Genomic DNA, 24889 nt, shown 5'->3' on the forward strand with positions numbered 1-24889 from the left:
CCGAAAATTATGCTTCTTCGCCGAACCAACAGATGTTACGTGCGGCCATAATTAGCTCACCTGCACGTTCTTCGGTCAGGCCTTCGATACCTTCTAAATCGTCAATACCTTGGTCAGCAAGATCTTCCAGTGTCGCTACACCTTTCGCTGCCAATTTAAATGCCATCTCACGCTCAAGACCTTCAAGTGCAAGCAGATCTTCAGCTGGTTCTAGACCTTCAAAAGACTCTTCTTGTGCTAGTGCGATCGTCGTTAGTGCATCTTTTGCACGTCCACGAAGCTCTTCGATTAGTTCTTCATTCAAACCATCGATTTCTAGTAGCTCGTTAACTGGCACGTATGCGATTTCTTCTAGCGTTGAGAAACCCTCTTCAACAAGAAGTTGAGCGAAGTCTTCTTCAATATCTAGGTACTTCATGAAGTTTTCAATAGATGCTTGTGATTCTTCAGCGTGTTTCTTCTGAAGATCAGCAACTGTCATAACATTCAGTTCCCAACCTGTTAGCTGAGATGCTAGACGCACGTTTTGACCGTTACGACCGATAGCTTGCGCTAGGTTGTCAGCTTCAACTGCGATGTCCATTGAGTGTGCATCCTCATCAACGATGATAGAAGCAACATCAGCTGGCGCCATTGCGTTGATAACGAATTGAGCTGGGTTATCATCCCAAAGCACAATATCGATACGCTCACCACCAAGTTCGCCAGAAACAGCTTGTACACGTGCACCACGCATACCAACACACGCACCTACAGGGTCGATACGTTTGTCATTTGTTTTGACAGCGATCTTAGCACGAGAACCAGGATCACGTGCCGCGCCTTTCAACTCGATAATATCTTCAGCGATTTCAGGCACTTCAACACGGAATAGTTCTGCCAGCATTTCAGGCTTAGAACGAGTGATGAACAGTTGGAAACCACGTGCTTCAGGCGCGACTTTGTAAAGAAGGCCACGAACGCGGTCGCCTGGACGGAAGTTTTCACGAGGAAGTTGGTCATCACGTAGGATTACCGCTTCAGCGTTGTTACCAAGGTCAAGCACGATAGTGTCGCGGTTTACTTTTTTCACAACGCCAGTGATTAGATCACCTTCATTGTCGATGAACTGCTCAACGATTTGTGCACGTTCAGCTTCACGAACTTTTTGTACGATAACTTGCTTAGCCGTTTGAGTCGTAATACGGTCAAACGTTACTGATTCGATTTCGTCTTCTACGTAGTCGCCAAGTTCGATTGAGTCATCTTCGTACTGTGCTGCTTCTAATGAGATCTCTTTTGTAGGGTTCTCAACATCATCAACAACTAACCAACGACGGTAAGTCACAAACTCACCAGTTTTACGGTCAATGGCAACACGTACGTCGATTTCAATTTCGTATTTTTTCTTTGTAGAAGTTGCTAGAGCAATCTCAAGAGCCTCAAAGATACGCTCACGAGGTACCGCTTTTTCGTTCGATACCGCTTCTGCTACCGCTAAAATTTCTTTACTCATTGTATTTAGCCTCTAAGCTTAAACTTTTTTAGGGAACTAAAATTTAGGGATCAGGTTAGCTTTGGAAATGTTACTTAGAGCAAACTCTTCTTGCTGACCGTCTACAGTAATTGTCACTGTTTCGCCATCAACGCCGTGGATAATACCTTTCCACTTACGACGGTTTGCTACAGCCATTTTCAATACGATGCTGACCTCGTGACCAATAAATTGCTCGTAATGTGCTGCTTTAAAAAGTGGTCTTTCTAAACCTGGAGAAGACACTTCTAGGCTGTAAGCAACAGAAATTGGATCTTCAACGTCTAAAACCGCACTAACTTGGTGGCTAACTTCTGCACAGTCGTCCACGTTAATACCATTTTCATGGTCAATGTAGATGCGTAACGTTGAGTGCGCGCCTGCACGAATGAATTCTAATCCAACCAACTCATAGCCTGATGCCTCTACTGGTGCTTCAAGCATTTCAGTAAGTTGTCTTTCTAAACCAGTCATTTAACCACTCCAGAAACAAAAAAAGGGCTCAGAGCCCAATCAAAAAACCAAGCAGTCTCTGAGCTATTTCAAAAAGCTCAGATAACAAAAAACCCCGATAGTCGGGGTTTTATGCTGCTGGACCCTGATACGTTAAGAATAGCCAACAAATGCTTCTCTTAACTCGTAGTGTGGTTAGCACTACGCAAACTTGCCAATCTACGATTTCTTCTTAAAGAAAGAGATTGGTTGCGGGGGCCGGATTTGAACCGACGACCTTCGGGTTATGAGCCCGACGAGCTACCAAACTGCTCCACCCCGCGTCCGACTTGCTGAGCATTATACTCGCAAACAAGTGATTTACAAGTTTGTAAATACATGGTGCCGAGAGAGGGACTCGAACCCTCACACCTAAGGCACTAGCACCTCATGCTAGCGTGTCTACCAATTTCACCATCTCGGCATCAAAACCTTACAGCTTATTGAGGAATTTCATCACCCGCAGGGGCTGGAACTTCACTCGCTGCATCCTTAACTTGTTCAACAACTGGTTGACCTAATGTTGGGTCTACCCATTGTGATTCAATCTTGTGCGTAGACATACGACCAAGCAACAAGCTAACGATAAAGAATACGGTTGCTAAAATAGCAGTTGTTCGGGTTAAGAAATTACCTGAGCCGCCAGCACCAAACACTGTGTTTGAAGCACCAGCACCGAACGAGGCTCCCATATCTGCGCCTTTACCTTGTTGAATCAACACAAGGCCAATCACACCAAGCGCTGCCAACAGGTAAATCACAAGTAGAACTGAAAACATTTTTTCCACCTATGTTCCAAATTGTTGAGCCAGCGCCGTTCAAGAGAATAAATCATAATTGAACAAGGCTAGCGACCTCCTAACGGGAGGCGGAGCAATACTAGCGAAAGCCGGTAACGCTGACAAGGGAAAATTAGTAAAAAATCAATGCCAATGCGCTAAGCGCTCAAAAAAAGGGCAAAAGATGCCCTTTTCATACACTGCACACTTTAACGCAATGATTAACAACTTGCTTTTACAGCTTCGGCAATTTTCAATGCAGAGCTTTGAACTAACTCGCCATCCTCACCTTCCACCATAACGCGAATCAAAGGCTCTGTGCCAGATTTACGCAGCAATACACGTCCTTTATCACCCAGCGTAGCTTCTACTTCGGCGACGGCGTTTAGTACTGCTTGAGCTTCAAGAGGATTACTTTCCCCTGCAAAGCGGACATTTTCTAGAACCTGAGGATACAACGTCATGCCTTGCGATAGCTCATGCAAAGACATATCGCTGCCAACTACAGAAGCAAGCACTTGCAGTGCTGCAACAATCGCATCGCCCGTGGTGACTTTATCTAATAAGATCACATGGCCTGAGTTTTCAGCACCAATTTTCCAGCCTTTTTCTAGCAGTTGTTCCATGACATAACGGTCACCAACAGCGGCACGAACGAATGGAATGCCTAGCTGCTTTAAGCCATTTTCCATGCCCAAGTTAGTCATCAACGTACCAACTACACCACCCTTTAGCTCGCCACGACGAAGAGCATCACGAGCAATAATGTAAGCAATTTGGTCGCCATCGACTTTGTTGCCAAGGTGATCGACCATAATGATACGGTCACCATCACCATCAAATGCTAAACCAAGGTGCGCTTGCTCTTCAACGACACGCTTTTGAAGCGCACGAACATCTGTTGCGCCCACTTCTTCATTAATGTTGATGCCGTTAGGCTCTACGCCCATTGCAATAACTTCTGCGCCAAGCTCTTTGAAGACATTTGGAGCAATGTGGTACGTTGCACCGTGCGCACAATCTACCACGATTTTAAAGTTTGCAAGACTCAATTCAGATGGGAAAGTACTCTTACAGAATTCGATGTAACGGCCTGCAGCGTCATTTAGACGAGTGGCTTTACCAAGTTCTGCAGACTCAACACATTCAATGTCTTTATCCAGCTCAGCTTCAATCGCCAACTCGATATCGTCAGGTAGCTTAGTACCTTCAGAAGAAAAGAATTTAATGCCGTTGTCGTAATATGGGTTATGCGATGCAGAAATCACAATCCCCGCCTCTGCGCGGAAAGTTTGAGTTAAATATGCCACTGCTGGGGTTGGCATTGGACCAGTAAATGTTGCTTTAAGTCCCGCTGCAGCAAGGCCTGCTTCTAATGCAGATTCAAGCATATAACCGGAGATACGCGTATCTTTACCTATAATAACTTTCTTTGTGCCTTGTTTTGCTAGTACACGACCAGCAGCCCAGCCAAGCTTAAGTACGAAGTCCGGAGTGATTGGGTATTGTCCTACTTTACCGCGCACACCGTCAGTACCAAAGTAACGTCTTTTATTCGACATAAACTTTCCTTTATTATTTTTAAATATTGTTTTTCGTCATCTCAACAACTTTCATTGCTTCGATTGTCTCTTCAAAGTCATGCACACGAATGATCTGCGCGCCTTTCATTGCTGCAATCGTAGCGCAAACGACACTCGCATTTGTACATTCAGCCGCAGGCTTATCCAACAACTTAAAAATCATTGACTTACGAGACATGCCAGCCAAAATTGGCAGGCCGAATTCATGAAATTTTTCAAGATGAGCGAGCATATGATAATTGTGTTCTATCGTTTTGCCAAAGCCAAACCCAGGATCGAGAATCAGTTGAGATTTATCAATCCCTGCTGCTTCACATGCCGCGATACGTTCTTCTAGAAAGGCAGATACGTCGCTCATCAAATCATCATAATGAGGTGCAACTTGCATGGTTCTAGGTTGACCTTTCATATGCATCAGACAAATTGGAAGCTTTGCTTCTGCTGCGACTTCGAGAGCACCAGGTTCTTGCAAAGATCGAATGTCATTGATCAAATCTGCACCAGCATCAATAGCTTGACGCATAACTTCCGCTTTACTGGTATCGACCGAAATCCACACATCGTACTTTTCACGAATGGCCTTGATTACTGGGACAACACGTCGAAGTTCTTCTTCTAAAGACACATCTGGCGCGCCAGGCCTTGTCGACTCCCCACCAACATCAACAATGCTTACACCAGCCTTTATCATTTTATCAACTTGAGCAAGGGCGAGTTCAATCGAGTTGTATTTACCACCATCCGAAAAGGAATCCGGAGTCACATTTAGAATGGCCATAACATGTGGACGGGAAAGATCTAAAGATTTGTTATTTGCTGTAATCATCATCATAAACACAAAAACCCCGAGATAACTCGGGGTTTATTATTATCAACACTCTTTATTCAGAGTCTTTCTTTTCAGGCGCTTCGCTAGAAGTCGCTTCTGAAGAGCTAGACTTTTCTGCATCTTTCGCAGCGTCCGTTGCTTCTTCTTTAACTTCTGGCTTTGCTTGAGGCTTCTCGCTGTCTTCAGGTTTGCTAGTTGAGTTATCACTCCAACCCGCAGGCTCACGAATTTCAGCTTTGCGCTCCATTAAATCATCAATTTGACGAGCATCAATGGTTTCATACTTCATCAGCGCATCTTTCATCGCATGCATGATATCCATGTTTTCTTGAAGAATCTTCTTCGCACGGTCATAGTTGCGGTCAATGATCTGACGAACTTCATCATCAATCAACTTCGCCGTATCGTCAGATACATGCTTAGTCTGAGTTACACTACGTCCTAAGAACACTTCGCCTTCATCTTCTGCATACAGTAGAGGACCAAGCTTTTCAGAGAAACCCCATTGAGTAACCATCTTACGAGCAATATCAGTTGCACGTTCAATATCGTTTGACGCGCCTGTTGAGACTTTATCAGCACCGTAGATGAGTTCTTCCGCTAGACGACCACCGTACAAGCTAGAGATCATAGACTCTAGATGCTGGCGAGACATGCTGACACGGTCTTGCTCCGGTAGGTACATAGTCACACCCAACGCGCGACCGCGTGGAATGATCGACACTTTGTACACTGGATCGTGCTCAGGTACTAAACGACCAACAATTGCGTGACCTGCTTCGTGATAAGCCGTTGACTCTTTTGTCTCTTCAGACATCACCATTGAACGGCGCTCGGCACCCATCATGATTTTGTCTTTCGCTAATTCGAATTCAACCATAGAAACGTTACGCTTGTTACCACGCGCAGCAAATAGCGCCGCTTCGTTGACTAGGTTTGCTAAATCAGCACCAGAGAAGCCTGGTGTACCACGAGCGATTAGAGAAGGCTCTACGTCACCTGCTAGAGGGACTTTACGCATGTGTACTTTTAGAATCTGCTCACGACCACGTACATCTGGCAATCCAACCACTACTTGGCGGTCAAAACGACCAGGACGTAGCAACGCTGGGTCAAGAACGTCTGGACGGTTAGTTGCAGCGATTACGATGATACCTTCGTTACCTTCGAAACCATCCATCTCTACTAGCATTTGGTTTAGTGTTTGCTCACGTTCATCGTGACCACCACCAACACCAGCACCACGCTGACGACCTACCGCATCGATTTCATCGATGAAGATAATACAAGGCGCTGCTTTCTTAGCTTGTTCGAACATGTCACGTACACGAGATGCACCGACACCCACAAACATTTCTACGAAATCTGAACCCGAGATGGTAAAAAACGGTACTTTTGCTTCACCAGCAATGGCTTTCGCTAGAAGCGTTTTACCAGTACCAGGAGGACCAACCATTAACACACCAGTAGGAATCTTACCGCCCAGTTTTTGGAAGCGGCTTGGATCACGCAAGTAGTCCACCAGCTCTTTCACGTCTTCTTTTGCTTCGTCACAACCAGCGACGTCAGCAAAAGTTGTCTTGATTTGTTCTTCGCTCATCATTCGAGCTTTGCTCTTACCAAAAGACATAGCGCCTTTACCGCCGCCGCCTTGCATTTGACGCATGAAGAAAATCCATACACCAATCAGTAAGATCATTGGGAACCAAGAAATGAAAATAGTACCAAGCAAGCTTTGCTCTTCTGGAGGCGTGCCCTGTACTTTCACGTTTTGGTTAATTAGGTCATCTAGAAGCTTTTGGTCATACACTGGCATGTAAGTGACCATTTTGGCACCGCCGCCACGACGAACAAAGCTAATTTCACCGTCTTTAAAAGTTGCTTCTTGAATCTGGCCTTGGCCAACTTCCTGTACAAACGTGGTGTAATCCACGGTTCTGCCATTGCTTTCTCCAGGGCCAAAGCTCTGGAATACCGACATCAATACGACGGCGATAACAAGCCACAGAATTAAATTTTTTGCCATGTCACTCAAGGTGTAAGCCTCTCGATAACTAATTGTAATTAAAGGTAGGGTACTACAGTTCATTCACTGTAGCTATAGTGTTAACACGCTCTCAAGAGAGCAAAATGGTTAACCTTTGTAACCAGTGGCTACAACAAAGACTTCTCGAGAGCGAGCTCGCGATGAGTCTGGTTTTCTAATTTTTACGGCTTTAAACATGTCTCGGACTTCTTTCACATACTGATCGAAGCCTTCCCCCTGGAAAACCTTTACGACAAAGCTACCATTAGGCGCTAGAACTTGTCGACACATATCTAAAGCCAATTCAACTAAATACATAGCACGAGGTTGGTCAACAGAGTTATTTCCCGCAATATTAGGTGCCATGTCAGACATTACTACGTCTACCATTGAAGGTTGGATTCTTTCTAGCAAAGCTTCCAATACAGCATCATCGCGAAAGTCGCCTTGTAAAAAGCTGACACCCGCAATCGGGTCCATAGGAAGCAAATCACACGCAATGATCTGACCACTGTCTCCTACTATCTTAGCAGCATATTGAGACCACCCGCCCGGTGCCGCACCCAAATCGACGACTGTCATCCCAGGCTTTAACAATTTATCTTTCGTTTGAATCTCATCGATCTTGAAATAAGCACGTGAGCGATAGCCTTTTTTACGAGCCTCATTCGCGTATTTATCATCAAAGTGTTCTTTCAACCAACGACCAGAACTAGCCGAATGTTTTTGTTTACTCATTTTAATCCCAACAAGGCGCAAATTGGAGCTATTGTTTTAATAGGCGCTACCTATTACTCAATAAATTATAGTCTTCAGCAATAGATGGCGTTAAAATAGCTTTTTTCAACCCTTATTTTAAAGAAAATTGGCCGCGTAATGAACCTAAGCACCAAACAAAAGCAGCACCTTAAAGGCCTAGCTCACAGTTTAAAACCTGTCGTGCTAATGGGCGCAAATGGACTTACAGAAGCCGTGCTAGCAGAAATTGAAATCGCTCTTAACCATCACGAACTGATCAAAGTAAAAGTTGCTTCAGAAGATCGTGAAACAAAACAGCTAATCATCGACGCTATCGTACGTGAGACGGGCGCAGAAAAAGTTCAGACTATTGGTAAAGTGCTTGTGCTGTACCGCCAGTCTGAAGAGCGTAAAATCGAAATCCCTCGTAAGTAATTCTACTTACGTTGCTGAAGAAAAAAGGTCGCCATTGGCGACCTTTTTGCGTTTTATTGGAGTAACAAAATTACTCTCAACGACTTAGATGTATTCTACTCGATCGATTTCGAAGTCTTTCGCGCCACCCGGAGTTTGAATAGCAACCTCATCGCCTTCCATCTTACCGATCAAGCCACGAGCAATTGGTGAGCTTACTGAAATACGGCCAGCTTTAATGTCTGCTTCGTCATCACCAACAATTTGGTATGTTTTTTCTTCTTCGGTGTCGATGTCAATCAAGGTTACGGTTGAACCAAAAATAACTTTACCCGTGTTCTCCATCTTCGTTACATCAATTACTTGAGCAACTGACAGTTTGTATTCAATGTCACGGATTTGTGCTTCACAGATACCCTGCTCTTCTCGAGCGGCGTGATATTCTGCGTTCTCTTTTAAATCACCTAACTCACGAGCTTCAGCGATTGCCTCTGAAATTTGAGGACGTAGTTTAAGTAGACGATCGAGTTCTGCACGTAGCTTTTGCTCGCCACGTAGTGTCATTGGAACTTTTTCCATTTTATAACCTCAAGCCCAAATGGGTCTTTGGACAAAAAAAAGCCCACCCTGCCATAGGGCTGGGTAGTGCGCTTAAAGATGTATTTCATTTAGTGTAAACAAACTCCCGGACGAAATCATCTTAATTCGAAAGGCTGTAAGACTATGCCCTTTCGGCATAATGATATAAGTCACTTTTAGAACGATTCTAGAGTGCATCACTGTCGCAATTTGTTGAAAAACAACACTGTTCATTACACAAAAAACATCAAAAAAGATAAAAACTAATCAATGTCAGACGAATGTTATAGCCACAAAATCTTATTTAAAACAAAAAGTTAAACCAAAAATCAGAGCAATCGAACAGTGTTCATCGATACGATTTATATCATTTTACTAACTCATACGGAAACTTTAGCAGTAAAACATGTCCAGCGAGTTGTTAGATCAAAGGCTTACAAGGGCGAATTATACCGCTCATTGGCCGATTATAGACCAACAACTTGTGAGAGATTACCTCTCCCCCATACAACAATGATTATGGACAGCTAACTAGGACAAATAAGATGAAAAAGACTCTAATTGCTCTTTCTGTATCTGCAGCAGCTATGGCAACTGGCGTAAACGCAGCTGAACTTTACAACCAAGACGGCACTTCTCTAGAAATGGGCGGCCGCGCTGAAGCACGTCTATCTATGAAAGATGGCGACGCTCAAGACAAATCTCGCATCCGTCTAAACTTCCTTGGTAAACAAGAGATCAATGACAACCTATACGGTGTTGGTTTCTGGGAAGGTGAATTTGAGACTGCTCAAAACGGTACTGTAGACGGCGACGACAAGAGCGATCTAGAAACTCGTCTTGCTTACGCTGGTCTTGGCGGTGCTTACGGTGAGTTCGCATACGGTAAAACTGAAGGTGCACTAGGCGTTATCACTGACTTCACAGATATCATGGCTTACCACGGTAACTCTGCAGCAGACAAACTAGCTGTAGCAGACCGTACAGACAACATGATGGCTTACAAAGGTCAATTCGAAAACCTAAGTGTTAAAGCAAGCTACCGCTTCGCTGACCGTGTAGAACAAAACGGTGAATACTCTGATAACAAACAAGACGGCTACTCTCTATCAGCTATCTACGCTGTAGCAGACACTGGTCTTGAGCTTGGTGCTGGTTACGCAGACCAATACGATGCAAACGAGTACATGCTAGCTGCATCTTACACAATGTCTGATCTTTACTTCGCTGGTATCTTCACAGATGGCGAAAAAATGACTGACACATTCAACAACACTGTTGATTACACTGGTTACGAACTAGCGGGTGCTTACACGCTAGGTCAAACAGTATTCACAACAACGTACAACAATGCAGAAACTGACAACGAAACTTCTGCAAACAACTTCGCTGTTGATGCTTCTTACTACTTCAAACCTAACTTCCGCGGTTACGTTTCTTACAACTTCAACCTAATTGACGCTGGCGATAAGTTCGGCTCAACTAGCGGTAAGACAGTTGCGAACAAGATCGATGCTGAAGACGAGCTAGCTCTAGGTCTACGTTACGACTTCTAATTCCGGTCTTTGACTAGAATATCGAATGCCCGCTTCAAGCGGGCATTTTTTATACTCCATTTTAAGCCGCGCGCCTTTCTCTCATGTCTCATTCCTGATGACATATAAAGCATTTCTTTAGTTACCTAGCATATTGAAAGGACTTGCGTATACTCAATCACATAACTCACCTTAGAAAGTATCATTATGCGTTTACGTTGGCCCTTGCTCATATTCTCTTCATTACTTTCTGCTTTTTCACAAGCGTACCCTCATCAAGAAGTGTTGCCGGAAGGCTCTCGCATCAGTTTAGTCGCGGAAAAACTCAGTGAAAATGCTGAACTTGACGGTGTTCATCCTACCGAACAACTGTTCCCACCAGCCAGTACATTAAAAATCGTCACAGCATTAGCGGCAAAGTTAGAGCTGGGTGATAACTTCCGCTTTCGAACCAAGCTAGAAGCGTCAAGCTCAGACGCAGTGATTTACTTTGTCGGCGATCCAACGCTCCAAACCAACGATTTAAAATCACTTCTTACCCTAGCCAAGAAAAATGGCTTAAAACGTATTGACGGTGACTTATGGCTCGATAACAGCGCATTCACTGGTTACAACCGTGCAGTGGGCTGGCCGTGGGATATCTTGGGAGTTTGCTACAGCGCTCCGGCATCGACCATCACACTCAATAACAACTGTGTGCAGGCTTCTATCTATACGCAAAAAGACGGTGGGACTCGAGTCTACGTACCTGAGCATCAACCTATTCGTGTAACAAGTACTGTCGAGACCGTTTCTAAAACGATTAAGAAAAGTCGTCATTGCGATTTAGGCTTAGTCGCAAACCCTGATAACAACTACAAGCTAACTGGATGCTTAGTTGAGAGGGAGAAACCATTGCCACTTAAATTTGCCATTCAAGATCCTGAACTTTATACCAGCCATAGATTGGCAGCTTTGCTTAAGCAGCTCAATATTGAGTTATCAGGAAAGATTAGGATCGGTTCGGCTCCGGAAAAACAGCGCAAGCTAATCGCCATGCATCAATCAGAGGCATTACCAGACATTCTGGAAGAGATGCTTAAAAACTCTGATAACTTGATTGCAGATACATTAACCAAAACACTTGGCGCTAAGTTTTTTGTTCAGTCAGGTAGCTTTGCCAACGGTACAGAGGCGATCAAGCAGATCATTTTCGCCAACACTGGTATTGATATTCGTAATGCGCGCCTAGAAGACGGCTCAGGACTTTCGCGAAACAATCGTATCTCCGCCACCAAAATGGCGGAAATTCTTCGTTATATTTGGCAGCACGAAGACGAGCTTAAACTGATCGCCATCATGCCGAAGTCAGGTGAGTCAGGCACACTAAAGTACCGACAAAGTATGCGAAAGTTGCCAATTAAAGGACAATTGATCGCCAAAAGCGGCTCCCTCTACGGAACTTACAACATGGCCGGATATGGCTTGGATAAAAATGGTCAACCTAATACCGTTTTTGTTCAGTTTGTTTCAGACTACTTCCCAGAAAAAAGGGACGATAACAAACCTGTCATCGCCCCTATTACACATTTTGAGCAGCTTTTTTACAATGATATTGTGAACTTTAGTCAGGCGATACCCAAGAAATAGTTCACCACATTAAAGTATATCCACATCCCTGAAATATCGACGATAGATGCAAGCACTGGACTCACCAATACCGCTGGGTCCATCTTGCAAGCTCGTGCAATAATTGGTAGCAGTCCACCTAATGTTGTAGAAATTGTTACTTGGATGAATAACGCAACCGCTATTGCCAATGCGATATCGGTAAGTTCAAAGCCCCCTGTTGATTGACCGGCACTAAATAACATAATGCGTCCAATCATCACGATAGCGATCGCTAACGCAATAAATAGAGCAACGCGGCTCTCTTTCCACAAAACTTCTAACCATTGGCGTTTTTTTAGCTCTCCAGTTGCAAGAGCACGAATCACCAAAGTTGCAGCTTGTGTTCCTGTATTACCACCAGCCGCAGCGATCACAGGCATGTACACCGCAAGCAAAACGAGCTGGCTAAGGGTGTCCTCATACTGAGCAATGATCAAACCCGACACAATCCCTAAAAGGGCCAGTGCAATGATCCACCCAATACGCTGCTTCACGTGCCCCAAAACACTAGTCGATAAATAACCATCAGGTGTATCAACTTCAGACATATGCAAACCCAATTGGTGAGCATAATGACGTGCGCGTTTGTCATGGCCTGCTTGCTCAAGTTGAGCAATAAGACTATTCACATAACCGACAGAGCAATGCTGCAAAATACCTACCGCCTCATCAATCGGCATGATCGTAAGCAAATGGATTTGTTGCTCTTGCTCATACTGCAAAAATGCATTGCGAGCTGCACCAATTTCTACTTCAGAAAAGTTTGGTGTTGTTTCAATAAAAGTGTTGTTCATTACCGTCATGGCGAATCTCCCGATTGGCATTGGTAACGACCATCGACAAGGCACGCAAAGTCAATCTTGCATACTTAAAGTCACACAACAATTAAGATGCACAGAGAAAACCAATGCGGATGCACTGTCTATTCAGAATGTATGAAGGAAATAACGAGAAGAAAATTAGAAAAGATGCCTCACCACTTAGGTAAGGCGGAGATCGCCAATACCGAAGCGGGTTATTTCGCTCCCTTGCTCTTACTCACCCAACGACTGGGAGGATGGTCGGTATTGTTCATGTAAATCTCCAATAACGCTGCCATTATTGGCAGCGTGAGTATAGTAGCAAAGTTCAACATGTTTGGAAGTTTTACTTTGTCTTTTTCGCTAAATTTTTATACAAAAAAAGCGCCCATCAGGCGCTTTCATTTGCAGCGATTATTGATTACTGAATAGTAATACGTGCAAATTTACGTTTGCCTACTTGGAACACGTAAGTACCCGCTGCTGGAGCAAATTTGCTGTCCGCAATTTTTTCACCGTCTATCTTCACAGCGCCCTGCTTAACCATACGCATCGCATCTGACGATGATGGGCATAAGCCAGCTTCTTTCAACAGATTGCTCACTGGGCGACCTGCATCAAAATCAAATTCTGGCATTTCATCAGGAATTTGGTTCTTCGCAAAACGGTTTACGAATTCTTGCTCTGCCGCATCTGCATCAGCTTCACTGTGGAAACGAGCAATAATTTCTTTTGCTAGCAATACTTTGATGTCACGAGGGTTTTTGCCCGCTTCTACATCAGCTTTGAATTGAGCAATCTCTTCCAGAGGACGGAAAGATAGCAGCTCATAGTAGCTCCACATTAGGTCATCAGAAATAGACATGATTTTACCAAACATTTCGCTTGGCGCTTCGCTGATACCGATGTAGTTGTTTGCTGACTTAGACATCTTCTTCTCGCCATCAAGGCCCACTAGAAGAGGCATCATCAGTACAACCTGTGGTTTTTGACCGTGAGACTTTTGCAGTTCACGACCCATTAGCAGGTTGAACTTCTGGTCAGTACCACCAAGCTCAACGTCAGTTTCCATTGCTACTGAGTCCCAACCTTGTAGAAGTGGGTACATGAACTCATGAATAGCAATTGGCTGACCACCCGCGTAACGCTTTTTAAAGTCATCACGTTCTAGCATACGAGCAACGGTTTGGTTTGCAGCAAGACGAATCATACCTTCTGCACCAAGCTCAGATAACCACTCAGAGTTGAACTGAATCTTAGTTTTTGCAGGGTCTAAAATTTTGAATACCTGCTCTTTGTAAGTTTCTGCATTACGCAATACGTCTTCGCGGCTTAGCGGTGGACGTGTTGTGTTTTTACCTGTTGGGTCACCAACCATTGCAGTGAAGTCACCAATTAGGAACGTCACCTCATGACCTAGCTCTTGGAACAAGCGAAGCTTATTGAAAATAACCGTATGACCTAGGTGAATATCTGGAGCCGTAGGATCCGCACCCAATTTAATACGTAGAGGACGGTCTTCTTTTAGTTTTGCGATAAGCTCTTCTTCTGGAATCAGCTCTTCAACACCGCGCTTAATCTCGGCTAGTGCAGCTTCAATGCTCGCCATTCTTGTTCACTCCCACAGATTTGGCAAAAATATAATAGCTGAACATATTACTTGAATAGCGATGCATTTTGAAACACGTTAGACTAGGTAGTTGTGAATTTTTCCGTTTAATTTAGCAATCAAGTACCTCATGCATTCGATTTTTGTCCGACTTCCACTCTTGCACAAAGTATTGATCGGTTTTTTTAGTGCGCTGATTATCTTCGCGCTCTTCTTTTTACCTGATCCGCAAGACCTAGACCCACAGCAGAGCCGATTAAAAGTTGGTCAACATTATCCTGTGCCAGTTTCCCTAGAACTCAGTGCACTAAACCGTTCGTCTCCAGCGTCCCCCGCTGTACTGCGTTGGGAAACGTACAAAGTGAAAAATGGTGAGAGTGCCGCCATCTTGTTTAGTCGCGTGGGGCTTTCTGCCCGCCTATTGCATGAGCTTGTCTCATCAGACAAAGAAGTGGAAAAGCAATTAACCCGACTTCGACCTGGCGATCGATTGCAATTCGGTTTTGATGAAAACAACGACTTAGTACAGTTAAGAAGAACATTAAGCGCATTCGAAACTTTTCGTATCACGTTAAAAGACGGTAAATACGTCTCAGAAGTCGATAAAAAAGAAGTCGACTTCCAGTACAACTACGCTGAAGCCACCATCAAATCAAACTTTTGGAATGCGGGAATATCTTCTGGATTAAATGGTAACCAAATCATGGAACTGGCTGGCATATTTGGTTGGGACATCGACTTTGCTTTAGATATTCGTAAAAACGACAGCTTCCGAGTGCTTTACCAAGAGGAAGTGGTAGAAGGTGAAGTAATCGGTCGTGGAAAAATCATTGCTGCGATCTTTAAAAACCAAGGCGATACCTTCACCGCAATACTGGATCAGAAAAGTGGCAAGTATTACGACGAAAATGGACGAGCAATGAAAAAAGCGTTCTTGCGCGCGCCGTTGGATTTCCGTCGAGTTTCGTCTAACTTCAACCCACGCCGCTTACACCCTGTAACGGGACGCGTTCGTCCTCATAGAGGCACGGACTATGCGGCACCAGTGGGCACCCCGATTTGGGCGGCTGGCGATGGTGTCGTTCAAAAATCGTCTTACAACAAATTTAATGGTAACTACGTTTTCATTAAACATAGCAATACTTACATTACCAAGTACCTGCACTTAACTAAACGTACAGTACGAGCTGGTCAACGCGTTAAGCAAGGTCAAACCATTGGTACGCTTGGCGGAACAGGTCGTGTAACAGGCCCTCACTTGCACTATGAGTTCCTTGTGAATGGTGTCCACAAAAACCCGCGTACGGTGAATTTGCCACAATCTAAATCCCTAACAGGCAAAGCAAGACAAACTTTCATGGCAAACGCAAAAATTAGCATGGACAAACTTGAGCGCTACAGCAAACTGTTAGCAATGAAGTAAATTGATGTATTGAAAAGGGCAGCTCAGCTGCCCTTTTTGTTTCTTTAATATCATCACGATGAAGCTTACTTTTCGGAGTGATGCTCTCTCCCGAGCATAAGCAAACACGGTGTCAGAACTAACGTTAGCAAAGTCGCAAACGCCAAACCACCCGCGACAGCAGTCGCAAGCTGAGACCACCATTGAGTGCTTGGTGCGCCAAACTCCACTTTCTGGTTAACTAAGTCGATGTTCATTTCTAACACCATTGGCAATAAGCCTAATATGGTGGTCACCGTCGTGAGTAAAACGGGTCTTAAACGCTGCACACCTGTGCGCAAAATAGCCTCAGATTTCTCTAAGCCACGTTTACGCATCTGATTATAAGTATCGATTAATACGATGTTGTTATTCACAACAATACCTGCAAGCGCAATCACCCCTATTCCCGACATGATGATGCCAAATGGCTTTTGGAAAATAAGCAATCCAGCAAAGACCCCAACGGTAGAAAACAACACAGCACTGAGGATTAAGAAAGCTTGATAAAAGCTATTAAACTGCGTAATTAAAATCAGAGCCATCACACCAAGCGCGACAATAAAAGCATTTTGCAAGAATGCTGATGAGTTTTCCTGCTCTTCATTTTGACCCCGAATCTTATATTCAATGCCTTCCGGTAAGTCGAGCTGTTCCATTCCAGCGGCAATCTTAGGTAATTCAAGCGCTAAATTGTAACCTTCCACCATATCCGCTTTAATATTGATAACTCGATGGCCGTCTACACGACGAATGGTATCTTGCTTATGATCTGGCTTAATTTGAGCAAAGTTCGTGATTGGCACCAGACCAGCTGCCGTTTTCACTCTCAGTTGATCAAATCGACCTATGTCGCGCTTATCTTGCGGATAGCGCACCAAAATATCGACTTCTTCATCCGCATCATCGGGCAAATAATCGCCTATTTTCAAACCGTTCGTAACAAACTGGACGGTATTCCCGACTAAGGTAGCATCCGCTGCAAAGCGAGAAGCGTCATCTCGCTGGATATCAATTTGCCAATCAATCCCTTCCTTATTAGTGGTATCACTCAAATTGGTCAGTGCAGGATTACCATCAGCCCAGTGTCGGACTTGTTTGGCCGCTTCATCTAACGCACTAACACTCAAGTTTCGTGATGACACTTCAATCACGAGATCATGCTCGACAGGCGGTCCTGCGTCCGGGAATTTATATTCAAGTTCAACACCATAAAAGCGATCTGTGGTCTCTTTTAGTTCCTCAATAATGGTTTTCACTTTGCGTCGATACTGCCAATCCACAGGAGTTATTTGAATCTGGCCAATCTCGTCCCCATTATCGCTCGACCCCGTGCGCGTGTAGACACTTTCAAACTCGTCATGACCGAGCATCACCTTCTCGATTTCGCGCATAACAACATCTTTTTCGTGAATAGACAGGTCACCATAAGAACGAACTTTAACGGTAAAAAAGGCAGGGTCCACTTCAGGGAAAAACTCTGCACCCAAGCCAGCTTTGTTGTAAGTGAAGCCGACACCTGCGGCTAGCAGTATCGCGCTGAGTAAGACTTTCCATGGATGACGAATCGCTACCGACAGAGTCTGGTAATAAAGCTTGGTAATGCCTGTCGCTTTTTCAAAGTTGCCGTTATGCAGCTCAACCATTTCTCGCTGAGCTTTCTGATTGACTACTTGAGGCTTGCCAATGATCCCACCGATGACAGGAACGAACAGTAGAGCCATCATCAGCGAAGCGGCCAAAGTAGCAATTAAAGTAAGTGGTAAGTACTTCATGAACTCACCAGTAATGTCTGGCCAGAAAAGTAACGGAGCAAACGCAGCCAATGTGGTTGCTGTGGATGCGGTAATAGGCCAGGCCATTCGCTTTGCTGCATCTCGATAGGCTTCTTTACGTGGCGTTCCTTCTTGCATGCGCCGATCTGCAAACTCTGTCACCACAATGGCACCATCCACCAACATGCCTACCGCCATAATTAAAGCAAACAGTACGACGATATTGACCGTCAGCCCAAATACCGATAACACCAACAACCCAGTCAAGAACGATCCTGGAATAGAAATCCCCACGAGAAGCGCGGTCCTAACCCCCAATATGGCGATAATGACGATCACTACGAGGATAATTGCGGATAAGATATTGTTTTGTAGATCACTGAGCATCAATTTGACATCGTCGGATTGATCCCAAGTGTATTTAACTTGCAAATTACTTGGCCACTCCGCTCGCAGTTGTCCTTGAGCAATCACCTCTTTGACTAACGCTACGGTTTCAATAATGTTCTCGCCCGCACGCTTTTTCACGTCAAGCACAATGGCAGGCTCACCATCTAAACGAGCAAAACTTTCAGGGTCGCGAAATGCACGTCGTACTGTCGCCACATCGCCAAAGGTGATCACTTCTTTGCCATTCACTTTGATAGGCAATTCAAGCACATCTTTCAGAGAATCAAACACCGATGGGACTTTTACCGAAAAGCGTCCATACCCAGTATCGACAAATCCCGCTGCAACCACTCGGTTATTCAAGGCGATTAAATTATAAATATCCGCTTGATCGAGACCGTAGCTTTCCATCAATAGCGGATCGACAACTATCTCCACGATGTCTTCACGATCCCCTGCGATTTCAACCTCAAGAACCTGACGGAAACTCTCCAAACGATCACGTAGCGTTCTGGCAATCTGTACAATGGTCCGCTCTGGTACGGTGCCATATAGAACAACAGTCAAAACAGGCTCTTCAGATGCAAACGTGACTTCATTTACCGTTGGCTCATCACTGTCCTCTGGTAATTTTGGCTTCGCAAGGTCAACGGCGTCTCGGACATCTGCCATCGCTTTATCAAGATCCACTCCAACACTAAATTCCAGCGTCACCGAAGCATGACCTTCTGATGCTACAGAGGTCATCTCTTTTACGCCTTCAATAGAGCGCAACTCTTGCTCTATTGGGCGAACTAATAAACGCTCGGCATCGACGGGAGAAATGCCTTGATGTCCAACGGAAACGTAGATAATAGGAATGGTAATATCAGGGCTCGATTCCTTGGGGATCGTGACGTAAGTAATGACACCGGCAATTAAAATCATCACTAATAATGTCAGCATGGTGCGAGCGCGGGATAACGCAGCATCAATCAGAGTGTACATAAGTGCTCCTTACTGCTCACTAGCCGCTTCAACAACTACGTCATCAACTTTGTTGGCCAGTACCTGATCGCCATCGCGTACAAAACCTTGCCCCAGCACGATAATATCGGCTCGCTCTCCTAACCCAGAGAGCCAAACACCATCATCCTCGGCCTTAACGAGCTGAATCGGAACAAATTCCACATGCTCATTACGCAGTGTTTTAACACCTAAATTACCTTCTTCATCGAGTGCTAGCATTGCAGCCGTAATCTTTACCGCTAACACTTCACTCAACGGCAACTGTACTTCAGCGCTCATACCGGCCGGAATTCTTGCGTCTTGGTTATCAATTTCGATTTCAATTGGAAAGGTGTTAGTAGAAGCAGAAGAAACACGCCCAATGTAGCGTACCCGACCTTGATAATGCTGTTGGTTAATGGTTCTTACATCGGCTTGTAGGCCTTCCTTAAGGTATTGTATATGCCGCTCACTGACATCGGCTTCAATCACCAAAGTGTCCAAATCAATGACCGTCGCAATAGGATCGCCAATCCCTACAAAGTCGCCTAACTCAACAAAGTGGTGATCAACAATGCCATCGAATGGTGCTTTCACCTCGGTATTTCTTAATGCCGTTTGCACGTTGCTCAAATTCGCTCGAGCATCCACCAATGCCGCTTGTGCTGTCGCAAACGCAACTTCGCCCTGTAGTCCGCGACTTTTTAGCGATTTAGCTGCATTAAACTCTTTCTCTTTAACCAACAGCATCGCCTGAGCCCGCTTGAGCTGAATACCAAGATCGCGCTTGTCGATGCTTGCGATCACTTGCCCCTGCTTGACTGTTTGACCTTTTTCTATATTGAGGCTGACTATTTTACCCGCGACTTCAGCGCCAAGGCGCGCTTGACGATTGGGGGCAGTCCGTCCATACAGTTCGATGGTTTTACTTGTGGGTTCAGCAATAAAAGTGTCGAACATCACCTTTGCAAGTGGCGTGGTGTTCGTTGAAGAGGATGAAGAATTGAGATTATCATCTTGTGCTTTCAGTTGACCGATTGCCAGCCATGCAACAAGAAGCAATATGAGGATAAGAGATACTAGCCACGGGCGCTCGACAATGCGACGTCCGAAAGACGATCCAGACATATAAAGTCCTTTTTATTATTTCTCTGCATATTCTGCGAGAGCGACTTTACGTGACACCCTTCTACGTAAAGTTCAGGCAGCCATTGGCTGCCTGATTGGTGTTAATTACACACTGAACGATGCACCACAACCACATGTTGTCGTTGCATTTGGGTTGTTTACAAAGAAGCGCGCTCCTTCTAACCCTTCTGTGTAGTCAACAATGCCGCCAACGAGATATTGCAGACTCATAGGGTCTACAACCAGTGTTACACCACTGTTTACGATTGTCGTATCGCCTTCGTTTACATTTTCATCAAAAGTAAAGCCGTATTGGAAGCCGCTACAGCCGCCACCAGTAATGTATACGCGCAGTTTCAATGCTGGGTTTTCTTCTTCAGCAATCAATGCTTTAACGCGAGATGCTGCTGCGTCAGAAAAAGATAATGGTACGTTTACTTCGCTCACGAAGACCTCTCTCACTCGTGTAATGCGTCAAGCCTGAAGCAAGACGTCAAATTTGTGCTAATTGAGACGATTATCCAATACCTGACAAACTCGTTCAAGTATTCACCGCCGATTCTTTATAACAGATGCGGATATATAAGATTACACTGCGAAACAACACATAAATTAAGCAAAACGTTTCTAACTTGATTATAGCTAGGTACAATGCGCTCCACTTGGTCCGAGCAATCAAAAGAGGATAACCCCATGACCAAATCATCAGAGCTGTATCAAAAAGCTCAGCAAACCATCCCTGGCGGTGTCAATTCACCAGTTCGTGCATTCAACGGCGTTGGCGGCTCTCCGCTATTTATCGAACGAGCAGACGGTCCACTGATTTTTGATGCCGATGGTAAAGCGTACATTGATTACGTTGGCTCTTGGGGTCCAATGATTCTTGGCCACAACCACGCGGTTATCCGCGAAGCCGTCATTGACGCAGCACAACGTGGCCTCAGCTTCGGTGCGCCAACAGAACTTGAAATCGCGATGGCAGAGTTAGTTTCTGAACTTGTTCCATCAATGGAGCAAATCCGCATGGTAAGTTCTGGTACCGAAGCGACTATGAGCGCGATTCGCCTTGCACGTGGCTTCACTGGTCGCGACAAGATCATGAAGTTTGAAGGTTGTTACCATGGTCACGCAGACAGCTTACTAGTAAAAGCGGGCTCTGGTGCACTGACCCTTGGTCAACCAAGCTCTCCTGGCGTTCCCGCAGATTTTGCTAAGCACACGCTAACAGCAACATTCAACAACCTAGATTCTGTACGCGAGCTATTCGCTGCTAACAAAGGCGAAATCGCTTGTATCATCGTTGAGCCAGTTGCAGGCAACATGAACTGTATTCCACCAGTGGAAGGCTTCCACGAAGGTCTACGTGAAATCTGTGATCAAGAAGGCGCCCTACTGATTTTTGATGAAGTAATGACAGGCTTCCGCGTGGCACTTGGTGGCGCACAAGCGCACTACAACATCAAGCCAGACCTAACGACACTGGGTAAAGTGATCGGTGGTGGTATGCCAGTGGGTGCTTTCGGTGGTCGTAAAGAAGTAATGCAATACGTTGCGCCAACGGGTCCGGTTTACCAAGCGGGTACGCTTTCTGGCAACCCTGTCGCAATGGCTGCAGGCTATGCATGTTTGAACCTTCTAAAAGAAGAAGGCAACGAAAAGCGCCTAGCTTCAAAAACCAAACAACTAGCAGATGGCTTTAAGTCTCTAGCAGAGAAACACGGTATTCCTCTGGTTGTGAACCAAGTGGGCGGCATGTTCGGCTTCTTCTTCACTGACCAAGAAAAAGTGACTTGCTACGAAGACGTAACGAAGTGCGATGTGGAACGCTTCAAGCGCTTCTTCCACTTAATGCTCAAACACGGTGTCTACCTAGCGCCTTCAGCGTTCGAAGCGAGCTTTACTTCCCTTGCTCACGGTTCTAAAGAAATCGATGCCACGCTAGAAGCGGCTGACCGCTGTTTTGCAACTCTTGCAGAAGAAGCAAAATAATCGCTTAAAAGCTGCGATAACTAATTTAAAAAAGGACCATCACGGTCCTTTTTTATTGCCAATTCAATATAACCAATACTGCTAAAACACCAATAACAATGCCAAACCACGGTATTCGTTTGGCTTTTTTCTCGGTTTGACACTTTTTATCACCGTTGCAACAACCCATAGTTCATCTCTTGATTGATAACCGACTGATTTGTGGTCATTATAACAAGGTATATTGCTCTGCTCTAATTCGGCATTGTCATAAGCTTGAAAGAGTTAAGAGTGCAAAGTAATAAAGGTTCAACGCCACCTTTGAAGGCGCAAACCGTAAACGTCACCTGTAAGTTGGACTAATCTCATGCCAAATAATGTAAAAATAACGTCGAGTCACCGAGTGCTAATGGTCGCTTTGCTCGCCGCTGCTTTTGCTTGCTACTTATTGGTTGAGCCATACATCAATTCCATTGTGATGGCTTTTATCATTTCTTTGCTCATGTTTCCGGTACACGAATGGTTTGAGCGAAAAATTCCCAAGCACCCCAATATGGCCGCACTGCTGTCATGTGTCGTCTTGACGTTTATTATCGTTATCCCACTGCTATTTGTGTTTGCAGCCATTGTTCAACAAGGCTCTGTTTTTTCACAAAATACGTACAACTGGGTCACTAATGGCGGAATCCAAGATATATTCCAACATCCTTTTGTTATCAAAGGCTTATCCATAGTTAATGAGTACTTACCTTTCGATAAAATCGAGCCAAAAGCCATTGCGGAAAAAATTGGTCAATTTGCTACATCGTTTGGCTCTAACTTAGTTGCTATCAGCGCCAAGATTTTAGGAGACGCCACCAACTTCCTAATGAACTTCTTCCTGATGCTGTTTGTGCTGTTTTTTCTGCTTCGTGACCACGACAAAATTATCTCTGCGATTCGTCATATTCTGCCACTCTCACGTAGCCAGGAAGACCGCATATTGACAGAGATAGAGCAAGTTTCTAAATCAGCCGTGATGGGCTCATTCATGACAGCGATTGCTCAAGGTCTGGCTGGCGGTATCGGTATGTGGCTTGCTGGCTTCCCGGGGTTATTCTGGGGAACGATGATGGGCTTTGCATCATTCATCCCTGTGGTCGGAACCGCACTAATCTGGATTCCTGCAGCGGCGTACTTGTTCTTAACAGGCGATATGACTTGGGCTATCTTCTTGACGGTGTGGAGTGTGGTCGTCGTTGGTTCTATTGATAACCTATTGCGTCCGCTGCTAATGCAAGGCAGCGCAGGCATGAATACCCTAATGATTTTCTTCTCGTTACTGGGTGGTCTGCATCTATTCGGATTGATCGGCCTGATTTACGGTCCACTTATTTTTGCCGTGACAATGGTACTGTTTAATATCTACGAAGAAGAATTCAAAGACTTCCTCAACCAGCAAGACAACAGCTAGTCACAGCTTAATCACTTCAAGCTTGGGGCAGATTGTGCGAAAATCTGCCCCAAATTATTTCTGATGAACCCAATTTATGTCTGCTTATATCGCTCCTAGCCAAATAGCTCAGCGTCAGCTCGAGTACTTCAACGGAAAACATGTTTTAGTTGCAGGTGAAGTCGAAGATCTCTTTACACTTGAACTGACCAAACACTGTGAATCTGTAGAAGTCTTCACATCAAACTACAGCTTCTACCGTCAAATTCGCACTCATAACAAGGTTAAAAGCCATTTTGGTTCTGAGTTTAATACTGAGACACAAGCAGACATGGTGCTTTTGTACTGGCCTAAAGCCAAAGCCGAAGCCGAATACCTTCTGGCGATGTTGATGGCGAAACTAGGCGTGAACACTGAAATTGTAGTGGTTGGCGAAAACCGCTCAGGTGTTAAAAGCATCGAGAAGATGTTCAAAGAGTATGGCCCGGTCAATAAATACGATTCCGCTCGTCGCTGTTCATTTTACTGGGGCACTTGCCTCAATGAACCAAAGCCGTTCAATCAAGCAGACTGGTTTAAAACCTATACGGTCACACTTGGTGAGCAATCACTGACTGTTAAGAGTTTGCCTGGAGTATTCAGTCATGGCGAATTCGATTTAGGTAGCCGCCTATTACTCGAAACCCTACCTACTCTATCAGGTAAAGTCCTCGACTTTGGATGTGGTGCTGGGGTATTAGGTGCTTTCATGGCAAAAGCCAATCCAGAAATTGCGATTGAGATGTGTGACATTAACGCGTATGCCATCACATCGAGTCAAGCCACACTAAAAGCCAATGGATTAACCGGCCATGTATTCGCCTCTGATATTTACTCAGACACTGCCGACGATTATCGTTTTATCATCAGTAACCCACCTTTCCACAGTGGTTTGGATACGAACTACAACGCAGCAGAAACACTATTGGGTCAGGCTCCAAAGTATCTAGATAGCCATGGTGAAATGATCATTGTCGCGAATAGCTTCTTAAAATATCCACCAATTATTGAGCGAGCGTTTAATAATTGCGAGACGCTAAATAAGACCAATAAGTTTTCTATCTACTACGCGAAAAAGTCATAATCTTCCCTCGCGCAGGTACAAACCTGCGCGATTTTTTCTCAAAAACTCAATACTCATAAGAAAAACTGCGTCACCCTGCACGCTTTACAACTAACTTT

The 24889-nt window shown here is 44.8% G+C and carries 20 protein-coding genes and 2 tRNA genes; 7 read left to right on the plus strand and 15 right to left on the minus strand.

From position 1 onward, the window contains the following. Positions 1–7: 7 nt before the first annotated feature. From nusA to rlmE, 9 genes are all read right to left on the minus strand, one after another. Positions 8–1495 carry a transcription termination factor NusA gene (gene nusA, locus ACHFJ9_RS19690; protein WP_005380084.1) on the minus strand — a complete coding sequence of 496 codons (1488 nt, stop codon included), beginning with the start codon at positions 1493–1495 and terminating at the stop codon, positions 8–10. 36 nt (positions 1496–1531) lie between these two features. Continuing rightward, positions 1532–1987, minus strand: coding sequence for a ribosome maturation factor RimP (rimP, locus tag ACHFJ9_RS19695; RefSeq protein ID WP_005394659.1), 456 nt, complete (start codon positions 1985–1987; stop codon positions 1532–1534). Between the two features lie 225 nt (positions 1988–2212). Further along, positions 2213–2289: transfer RNA gene (locus ACHFJ9_RS19700), tRNA-Met, on the minus strand. A 56-nt stretch (positions 2290–2345) separates the two neighbouring features. Further along, positions 2346–2429: transfer RNA gene (locus tag ACHFJ9_RS19705), tRNA-Leu, on the minus strand. Positions 2430–2445: 16 nt separating this feature from the next. Beyond that, positions 2446–2784, minus strand: coding sequence for a preprotein translocase subunit SecG (secG, locus tag ACHFJ9_RS19710; protein ID WP_005394661.1), 339 nt, complete (start codon positions 2782–2784; stop codon positions 2446–2448). Between the two features lie 221 nt (positions 2785–3005). Then, complete coding sequence (glmM, locus tag ACHFJ9_RS19715; RefSeq protein ID WP_005394663.1) at positions 3006–4346, minus strand: phosphoglucosamine mutase; 1341 nt, start codon at positions 4344–4346, stop codon at positions 3006–3008. Positions 4347–4365: 19 nt separating this feature from the next. After that, positions 4366–5196 (minus strand): dihydropteroate synthase, encoded by an 831-nt coding sequence (gene folP, locus ACHFJ9_RS19720; RefSeq protein WP_065645530.1) that lies wholly within the window; start codon positions 5194–5196, stop codon positions 4366–4368. Between the two features lie 52 nt (positions 5197–5248). Next, a complete protein-coding gene (ftsH, locus tag ACHFJ9_RS19725; RefSeq protein WP_085342669.1) occupies positions 5249–7222 on the minus strand; it encodes an ATP-dependent zinc metalloprotease FtsH in 1974 nt (657 codons plus the stop codon). A 108-nt stretch (positions 7223–7330) separates the two neighbouring features. After that, positions 7331–7960: a 23S rRNA (uridine(2552)-2'-O)-methyltransferase RlmE gene (gene rlmE, locus ACHFJ9_RS19730; RefSeq protein ID WP_005388985.1), complete on the minus strand. Its 630-nt coding sequence runs from the start codon at positions 7958–7960 to the stop codon at positions 7331–7333. 138 nt (positions 7961–8098) lie between these two features. Between rlmE and yhbY the strand changes: the two genes are divergently transcribed. After that, complete coding sequence (yhbY, locus tag ACHFJ9_RS19735; protein ID WP_005380066.1) at positions 8099–8395, plus strand: ribosome assembly RNA-binding protein YhbY; 297 nt, start codon at positions 8099–8101, stop codon at positions 8393–8395. An 84-nt stretch (positions 8396–8479) separates the two neighbouring features. On the opposite strand, the gene greA is transcribed toward yhbY, so the two are convergent. After that, positions 8480–8953 carry a transcription elongation factor GreA gene (greA, locus tag ACHFJ9_RS19740; protein WP_005380065.1) on the minus strand — a complete coding sequence of 158 codons (474 nt, stop codon included), beginning with the start codon at positions 8951–8953 and terminating at the stop codon, positions 8480–8482. A 545-nt stretch (positions 8954–9498) separates the two neighbouring features. Between greA and ACHFJ9_RS19745 the strand changes: the two genes are divergently transcribed. Beyond that, on the plus strand, positions 9499–10509 hold the full coding sequence (locus ACHFJ9_RS19745) for a porin (protein ID WP_012841444.1): 1011 nt from the start codon (positions 9499–9501) through the stop codon (positions 10507–10509). Between the two features lie 186 nt (positions 10510–10695). Beyond that, positions 10696–12117, plus strand: coding sequence for a serine-type D-Ala-D-Ala carboxypeptidase (dacB, locus tag ACHFJ9_RS19750; RefSeq protein ID WP_053809229.1), 1422 nt, complete (start codon positions 10696–10698; stop codon positions 12115–12117). Here dacB and ACHFJ9_RS19755 read toward each other — a convergent pair. Further along, positions 12096–12941 carry a magnesium transporter gene (locus tag ACHFJ9_RS19755; protein ID WP_203343389.1) on the minus strand — a complete coding sequence of 282 codons (846 nt, stop codon included), beginning with the start codon at positions 12939–12941 and terminating at the stop codon, positions 12096–12098. The genes dacB and ACHFJ9_RS19755 overlap by 22 nt on opposite strands. A 418-nt stretch (positions 12942–13359) precedes the next feature. Then, positions 13360–14547 carry a tyrosine--tRNA ligase gene (tyrS, locus tag ACHFJ9_RS19760; RefSeq protein WP_065645535.1) on the minus strand — a complete coding sequence of 396 codons (1188 nt, stop codon included), beginning with the start codon at positions 14545–14547 and terminating at the stop codon, positions 13360–13362. Positions 14548–14677: 130 nt separating this feature from the next. On the opposite strand from tyrS, the gene ACHFJ9_RS19765 reads away from it, so the two are divergent. Further along, complete coding sequence (locus ACHFJ9_RS19765; protein ID WP_139060597.1) at positions 14678–15970, plus strand: peptidoglycan DD-metalloendopeptidase family protein; 1293 nt, start codon at positions 14678–14680, stop codon at positions 15968–15970. A 65-nt stretch (positions 15971–16035) separates the two neighbouring features. On the opposite strand, the gene vmeK is transcribed toward ACHFJ9_RS19765, so the two are convergent. The 3 genes from vmeK to erpA all read right to left on the minus strand — a co-directional run bounded on the left by vmeK (position 16036) and on the right by erpA (position 20715). Beyond that, the gene (gene vmeK, locus ACHFJ9_RS19770; protein WP_253643840.1) at positions 16036–19140 is read right to left on the minus strand and encodes a multidrug efflux RND transporter permease subunit VmeK; all 3105 of its coding nucleotides are present in this window, start codon (positions 19138–19140) and stop codon (positions 16036–16038) included. 9 nt (positions 19141–19149) lie between these two features. Then, positions 19150–20268, minus strand: a complete 1119-nt coding sequence (locus tag ACHFJ9_RS19775; RefSeq protein ID WP_046875055.1) for an efflux RND transporter periplasmic adaptor subunit — start codon at positions 20266–20268, stop codon at positions 19150–19152. Between the two features lie 105 nt (positions 20269–20373). After that, positions 20374–20715: an iron-sulfur cluster insertion protein ErpA gene (erpA, locus tag ACHFJ9_RS19780; protein WP_005380031.1), complete on the minus strand. Its 342-nt coding sequence runs from the start codon at positions 20713–20715 to the stop codon at positions 20374–20376. Between the two features lie 246 nt (positions 20716–20961). Here erpA and hemL point away from each other — a divergent pair, with 246 nt between their 5' ends. The 3 genes from hemL (at position 20962) to rsmC (ending at position 24791) form a co-directional block, all read left to right on the plus strand. Beyond that, entirely contained in the window at positions 20962–22257 is a 1296-nt protein-coding gene (hemL, locus tag ACHFJ9_RS19785) for a glutamate-1-semialdehyde 2,1-aminomutase (protein ID WP_374081917.1), read from the plus strand. A 346-nt stretch (positions 22258–22603) separates the two neighbouring features. Further along, a complete protein-coding gene (locus ACHFJ9_RS19790; protein WP_074191761.1) occupies positions 22604–23689 on the plus strand; it encodes an AI-2E family transporter in 1086 nt (361 codons plus the stop codon). A 76-nt stretch (positions 23690–23765) separates the two neighbouring features. Next, positions 23766–24791 carry a 16S rRNA (guanine(1207)-N(2))-methyltransferase RsmC gene (rsmC, locus tag ACHFJ9_RS19795; protein ID WP_006743286.1) on the plus strand — a complete coding sequence of 342 codons (1026 nt, stop codon included), beginning with the start codon at positions 23766–23768 and terminating at the stop codon, positions 24789–24791. The last annotated feature ends 98 nt before the right edge of the window (positions 24792–24889 follow it).

Source organism: Vibrio sp. D3, assembly GCF_043995865.1.
Lineage (GTDB): Bacteria > Pseudomonadota > Gammaproteobacteria > Enterobacterales > Vibrionaceae > Vibrio > Vibrio diabolicus.